Source organism: Streptomyces sp. NPDC045695 (assembly GCF_056432025.1).
Genome location: NZ_JBWKJU010000002.1, coordinates 669964 through 676722, shown reverse-complemented (window position 1 = coordinate 676722; position 6759 = coordinate 669964). Strand labels below are relative to the sequence as shown.

Sequence of the window (6759 nt, the reverse complement as noted above, 5' to 3'; positions counted from 1 at the left end):
CATCAGGAACAAGGTCTGCAGACATAGGGCAGACCCTGCCCATTGAGATCCTCAGTTGCCACCCGCCACACCGATCTCATTGTGAAACGATCAGTAAGCCGCCCGTCTCACGGCACTTCAGGCAGAGGAGCGGCCGGAGCAAGCGGAAGGCTCGGTAGACGACGACTTTCCGCGAGGCCCTGTGGAGGAATGACCGCGGCTGCGATGCTGTCCTCCTCCGACAGCGTCTCGCGGACGCCAACCCATTGGCCTTAACCCGTCCGACCCGCTGTACGTGCAGAATGTGGACGAACTGATCGCGCTCCGGGAAACCCTGGAGACCGTCTTGGGCCGCTCCGAGCTCGTCCTCTCATCTCAGCGCCGTGACCCGCTTTCCGTACTCGCCGATGCCGATCTGTCCGATGAGCAGTCCCCGGATCAGCCGCCTACCCGCCGGTCTTCGCCCGCCCCTGCGGGCAAGGCGCAGGAAGCGCTTGAGGGTGTGGTGTTACTCACCGTGGCAGAAGTCGCCTCGGTGATGGGCGTCTCGAGGATGACCGCTCACCGCCTCGTGCATACCGGCCACCTACCGGCGATCAGGATTGGCCGCTCGTTCCGTGTCCCCGAAGGCGCCGTTCACGCACTCCTTCGGAAGCGGAGGGAAGCACTCGCCTCCTCCCCGAAGCCACGAGATGGACAGTAGGGACGGGGCCTGGCCTCGTACCTACTGCAGGGTGCCGGCACCAGAAGTCGGCCGGGCCTGGCCTGGCATGCCACCTGGCGGGCCCTCCAGCAGAGAGGCATCAGCGTCTCGGCATCGGCGCCGGTCTGGTTCCATCTCCTCCCGCAGCCTGGGAAGTCCACCACCCCTCCTGGCGCCATCGCCGCTGACCTGCAGAGTCGCTCCTTGGGCCTCAAGCTCCACGCGCCGCGAATCCTGCGAGAGGATCCCGGCTCAGCGGGAGGGGTCCCACTCCTCGTGGCCGTCGCCGCCACTCCACGCAGTCGGGGTCGGTGAAGTCCGTGTCCTCGGCGTTCTCCAGCCCCGCAGCCGCGCGGAAGACACAGAAGTCGGCTGCGCGGTGCGCGACCCCGATGGCGACGCCGTCGTGGCGCACCCGGCGCCATCCGTGCCCGTCGGGTGGGTAGACGATCAGCTTGGCGGCCATGCGCCCAGCCGGTCTCGGGGGAGAAGTGCCCACAGGGCGCTGACTCGGCACCGGGCCAGGGCCAGGACTGCTTAGGGGTGCCTCTTGCCCTCGGCTCGCGTGGGGTCGTAGTACTGGGGTGATTCCGAGCAGTAGGTGATGCTGCTCATGGCTGCTCGGCGTCGTTGCTGATCTCGTCGGCGAGGGTGGCCTGGACGGTGCCGGGCGACGCAGGTCATCAGGCGCATTGGCTAGATCCTCCAGGGCGGCCCGCCCGCGAGCGGAACGAATGAGCCAGGCGGGTACCAGATCCGACGCCGCTGTATTCGCGGCGCCCGATACCGCGGCAGGTGACGCTTGCACGGCCATTGTCGCCAAGTCAGGTGTATCCACTCCGCCCCCATGCCGCCCGTCCCCTTCCGCATTAGGGACATGCGCAACAACAGCCCAGGCCCCTGTCAGGTATACGCCTCCAGTGACCGGCGGGATTCGGCAGCCGTACTCGGTTCTGCGCCCACAGCAGCACGGATCGTTCGCCGCGCCCGGCAGGGCGCAGGTCGACCCGACTCGCGCGGCAGGCCTCTCTCGGCAGGGTTCGCTCCCGCCGATTATTCGGTGGCGGGAGGTCAGTTGGCGTGCTTGAGTGTGATGGCGACCGCGCCCCCGATGCGCCCGGCTGCGGCTACTTCCTTCTGACAACCAAGTGATGCCGCCGCCCCCTTTTGATCTCGGGCGGCGAGGCCGCACCTCGCCCCGTCGGACCTCTTGGCCGGGGCTTTCCGTCTCTGGATCCGGGGGGATTCACTGCCTCGCTACACCCAGCGCGTTTCCAAGATGTGGTCCGAGATGCTCGTGGCCCCGCACGTCTCGGCGGCAGCCGCCCGCACTACGTCCGCACCCGAGATCCACCACTGGCGCGCCGGCCGGGCCATGCGCACCTACGAAGGCGGTCCCGCCTTCGTCCGGGAGCCCCGGGAAGAGCTCTTCCTCCTGGCCGTCGGCAACTTCGTCTCCCAGCGGACCTTCTACGAGAGCGGCCAGGAGCGCGACGACCGATACGCCCGCCTCGTGGCACAACTCGCCGTGGAGGACCCCGGATGGACGGCCGGCCTGCTGCGCTGGCTCCGCAGTGAGGGCAACATGCGCACCGCGTCCCTGGTGGGCGCCGCCGCATACGTCCGAGCCCGGCTTGAGGCCGGGTTCATGGGCGGCCCGTCCAACCGGTCTGTGATCGACTCGGTGCTCCAGCGCGCCGATGAGCCCGGAGAGCTCCTCGCCTACTGGACCTCCAAATACGGGCGAAATGTGCCGCAACCCGTCAAGCGGGGCATCGCCGACGCGGTGCGCAGGCTGTACTCCTCGCGGTCCCTGCTGAAGTACGACACTGCCTCCAAGGCCTTCCGCTTCGGGGACGTACTCAACCTCGTGCACGCGTCACCCGACCCGGACAAGCCCTGGCAGGGTGCCCTCTTCCGGTATGCTTTGGACCGCCGCCACCACCCGGAGCAGGCGGCGGTTCCGGCCTGCGACCGGTTGCTGAGCGAGCACCGGGCGCTGATGGAGGTGCCGCTGGAAGCGCGGCTGGCCGCGGTGACCGGGCCGGGAGGCGCTGAGCAGCTGGCTGCGGCGGGCATGACCTGGGAGGCCCTGGCGGGCTGGCTCCACGGTCCGTTGGACGCCGCCGTCTGGGAAGCCGTGATCCCCTCGATGGGCCCCATGGCGCTCCTGCGGAACCTGCGGAACTTCGACGAGGCAGGGGTTTCGGACGAGGCGGCGGCGCGGGTCGCGGCACGCATCAGTGATGCTGACGAGGTCGCCCGGTCCCGGCAGTTCCCCTTCCGGTACCTGGCCGCCCACCGGCACGCGCCGTCTCCGCGCTGGGCTGCACCGCTGGAACGGGCACTTGGCCACTCCCTGGCCAACGTGCCGGCTCTGCCCGGCCGGACGCTGATCCTGGTAGACCGGTCCGACTCCATGTTCTGGGACACCGTCTCCGAGCGGTCCACGCTGAGCCGCGCGGACGCGGCGGCCGTCTTCGGCGCCGCCCTGGCGATGCGCGCCCAGCAGGCGGACCTGGTGGAGTTCGGCTGGTCCAGTGCCCCGGTGCCGTTCGCGCCAGGGGAACCGGTACTCGAGGTGCTGAAACGGTTCCACAGCCTCGGTGGCACACAGACGACGGCGGCCCTACGTGCCCACTACCGGGACCACGACCGCGTGCTGATCGTCACTGACGAGCAGGCCGCACACCACGGCCCCGGCCGGCCGACCGAACCCGTGCCGTCCGAAGTACCCGTGTACACCTGGAACTTGGCGGGGTACGAGCCGGCCCATATCCCTTCGGGCCCCCACCGGCACACCTTCGGCGGGCTCACGGACGCCGCGTTCCGGATGGTCGGTCTCATCGAGGACGGCCGCCACGCCACCTGGCCGTGGACCGCAGATCCGGCGTAGCGGGGGCGCGTCCCCAGTGCGCGGCGGCTAGGTCCTCACGGTCGCGCGGGCCTGGACCGGGTGCGCTGCACAGCTGCGGCAACAGGCGCGAGAACCCGCTAGGCGGGTCCTGGCTGGAACGCGTAGGAGCCGCGCACCGCGGTGGGGGGCTGTAGCGCAGAGGTAGACGCGCCCCCTTGTCAGGAGGGGATGACGCCGGTTCGAACGGCAGCCGCCGACCCCTGCCTGCAGGCTCATGATCATCCCCGCTACTTCTTCAGGTTGGCCTGGTCGACGTCCGTCGGGGCGTCCGGGTACGGGGCGACGTCCGGCCGCATCACCGAGGACACGGCGCTCTTCCCGCTGGCCGACTTGTGGCTCAGCCCGCGCGCGTGGCCGAGCTCGTTGGGCCGCGACCATTGGGCGGGTGGCCGGATCGTCCGTGTCCATGCGTGCCTTGTTGAAGCGGATCAGATCCGTCACCGCCGGGCGAGGGGAGGGCGTGGCTTCGAGCCCGGGACCACCGGCGCCCCCCATCTCGCCGATGGGAACGCCCGGCCTCGGCAACGCTTGCGCCGCCGTCCGGCGTCAGAGCGATCTCCACGGAGGCGCCACGGCCAGCCAGAACTGCGTTCACCGCCCGGTCCGCGACCTCGAACACCATCTGGCGCCGCGCTCACTGGTCGAGCCGACGTACATACCGGGCCGCTTCCTCATGAGGGTGGTTGGTCGGGATGGGTCGGGATTGGTTCCTGGGGAACCCCCGGCGGGCTGCCCAGTTCTATTACCTGATGTCCAGGATGACCAAGGGCCTGTGGGGGCTGCGGGCGTGCACAGCTCGGGGCGGCCGCGGCTCCGGTGCTCACTCGGGAGGAGTCGTCTCCGTGGATGCGACCCCAGGGCGGCGGGCGGCTGTCGGGAAACGCGGCGAGGGCATCGGGGCACCGGTCTGGTCCGGAACGGCGGGCAACCCCTTCGAGACATCGACGTCGGTTCATGCCCTGAGACCGCACGACGCAGCAGCGGCTGGAAGGAGCCGTCCTCCCGACAACGTGAGGATGCACACCGGTGAACGAGCATGGGAGTTGCCCCTGTTATGGTGCGCCGATGTCATCGATCAAGCAGTTCCAAGTCACCTTTGACTGCGCAGAACCTGAGCGCGTCGCTCGTTTCTGGTGCGAGGTGTTGGGGTACGTCGTATCGCCGGTGCCGAAGGGGTTTGACACGTGGGACGACTACCATCGCTCGCTGCCGCCTGGGCATCAGGTGCAATGGTTCTCCTGCATTGATCCCTCAGGTGTGGGCCCGCGGCTACTCTTCCAGCGCGTTCCCGAAGAAAAGGTCGTCAAGAATCGGGTGCATCTCTGCGTGCGGGCCGGCACCGGGCTCGTGGGTGAGGAGCGCCTCGCCACGCTTGAGGCCGAGTGCGCACGACTGGTCGCGCTCGGCGCGGTACACGAGCGAACGCTGCTTGCCGATGGCACCAACGAGTCGTGCATCGTGATGCAGGACATCGAGGGCAACGAGTTCTGTCTCGACTGAGCATCCTCCGAGCCAGCGAGGCGGGGAGCGGTCTTCCTTGGGCCTCTATCTCGCTGCGGATGCGTGCGCGCACGCCGCCAGCCTCACCTCACCCTGGGCACCACCGGCTAACCACGACCAGCCGGCTCACCTCCACCGCTGACCCATCAGCCCGTCCCCTCCGAAACACCCCGAGGGGCGGGCCCTTGTGGCGGCGGCTGAGGAAGGCCAGGCAGTTGCGGGGCTCACCCACCTGCGCCGCTGCGTTCATCGGCTGCCAGGTGGATGGCGTGTGCTCGTCAGGGCTGTCCGATGCGCGGAAGGAACGGTGGCATGCCGGACGAGAACGAGCCTTTGGAGCTGGGGTCCGAAGCCGCGGAGCCGACGGAGGAGACCGCACCCGCAGCTACGACGAAGGCGGATGGTCATCACGTCGGCATCACCCTGGACCTGGACCGTAGCCTCGTCACCCGCCCCGGCGGTACCGCGCACGGCGAAGGGCACAGAGGACCCCAGGCTGTCAGGGCAGCGGCCGGCGGCTTCTGCGCCGAGCAGCACGTTGGCCGCGACAATCCAGCCCCAGGACGGCGCGTAGGCGAGGGCGAAGGGGACGGGGACGCCGAGGACCCAGCTGAACCAGGGCCTGACCTGGTCGATGACCGTCAACATGAAGATCGACCTCGTCGGCTAACGGTTCTGGCGCGACGTCGGCTACGCCGCCGGAGCTCTCGTGGCCGGTGTGCTCGCCGACTGGCTCGGTCTGAACGCCACCGTTGTCGCCGCGGCAGTCCTCACCGCCGCCTCGGGTCTGCTCGCCGCCCGCTGGATCACCGAGCACCGAACCCGGCAGTAGGGCACGTACCCGTAAGGCGCTTTGGCCCGCGCGGCTCGTGACCTGCGAGCCCGCGGGCCCCGTGGCTACAGGTGGGAAAGTGCGAACGCCGACAGGAAGCCGACCACGGTGACCAGTCCTGTCAGCAGGTGCACCTTGCTGTACGCCTCGGGGATCATCGTGTCGGCGATCATCGCCAGGATCGCTCCGCCGGCCACTGCGGTGATCACGGCCATCGCCGCCTCGGAGGCACTTCCCAGGAGTGCGTATCCGGCCAGAGCGGCCAGGCCGCTGATGACGGCGATGCCTCCCCACAGCGCGAACACGTAGGTCCGGCTGCGTCCCGCGCTTCTCATTCCGGCGGAACTGGCCAGGCCCTCGGGAATGTTGCTGATGAATACCGCTCCCACCGTCGCGACTCCCAGATGGCCGCCGCCGAGCAGGCTCGTCCCGATCACCACGGACTCCGGGATTCCGTCCAGAAGTGCCCCCAGGGCGATGGCGTTCCCCGACCCGGGCGCCTCTTCCTCGGAAGGCTGCTCTCCCCCGGAACGCTTGCGGTGCTGCGCGCCGTGTCGTGCGAGCAGTGCGTTGGCGCCCGAGTACACGGCCGCGCCGCCGACCGCTCCCGCCACCACCGGCCAGATCCCCGACCGCTCGTAGGCTTCGGCGATCAGCTCGAAGGACACCGCCGCCATCAGTACGCCGCTGCCGAACGCCATCACCAGCGCGATCAGCCGTGGCGGTACGCGCATCAGTGAGCCGACAGTCGCACCCAGCAGCAGAGCCGCCCCCGCGAACAGGCCCCACGCTCCCGCCGTCAACGCTCCGCTCACAGCCACTCCGCCT

The 6759-nt window shown here is 69.3% G+C and carries 6 protein-coding genes; 4 read left to right on the top strand and 2 right to left on the bottom strand.

The genetic code is table 11. The features are described 5' to 3' along the window. Window positions 1–481: 481 nt before the first annotated feature. Window positions 482–682, top strand: a complete 201-nt coding sequence (locus tag AC07DU_RS06365; RefSeq protein WP_479109922.1) for a helix-turn-helix domain-containing protein — start codon at window positions 482–484, stop codon at window positions 680–682. A gap of 211 nt (window positions 683–893) precedes the next feature. Here the strand turns inward: AC07DU_RS06365 and AC07DU_RS06360 are convergent, their stop codons facing one another. Continuing rightward, window positions 894–1148, bottom strand: coding sequence for a hypothetical protein (locus AC07DU_RS06360; protein WP_479109877.1), 255 nt, complete (start codon window positions 1146–1148; stop codon window positions 894–896). A gap of 825 nt (window positions 1149–1973) precedes the next feature. Here AC07DU_RS06360 and AC07DU_RS06355 point away from each other — a divergent pair. From AC07DU_RS06355 to AC07DU_RS06345, 3 genes are all read left to right on the top strand, one after another. Continuing rightward, entirely contained in the window at window positions 1974–3578 is a 1605-nt protein-coding gene (locus AC07DU_RS06355) for a TROVE domain-containing protein (RefSeq protein ID WP_479109920.1), read from the top strand. 1086 nt (window positions 3579–4664) lie between these two features. Beyond that, entirely contained in the window at window positions 4665–5099 is a 435-nt protein-coding gene (locus AC07DU_RS06350; protein ID WP_479109875.1) for a VOC family protein, read from the top strand. Between the two features lie 709 nt (window positions 5100–5808). After that, on the top strand, window positions 5809–5931 hold the full coding sequence (locus AC07DU_RS06345) for a hypothetical protein (RefSeq protein WP_479036401.1): 123 nt from the start codon (window positions 5809–5811) through the stop codon (window positions 5929–5931). A 65-nt stretch (window positions 5932–5996) separates the two neighbouring features. On the opposite strand, the gene AC07DU_RS06340 is transcribed toward AC07DU_RS06345, so the two are convergent. Continuing rightward, window positions 5997–6746, bottom strand: coding sequence for a ZIP family metal transporter (locus AC07DU_RS06340; RefSeq protein ID WP_479109918.1), 750 nt, complete (start codon window positions 6744–6746; stop codon window positions 5997–5999). Window positions 6747–6759 lie beyond the last annotated feature (13 nt).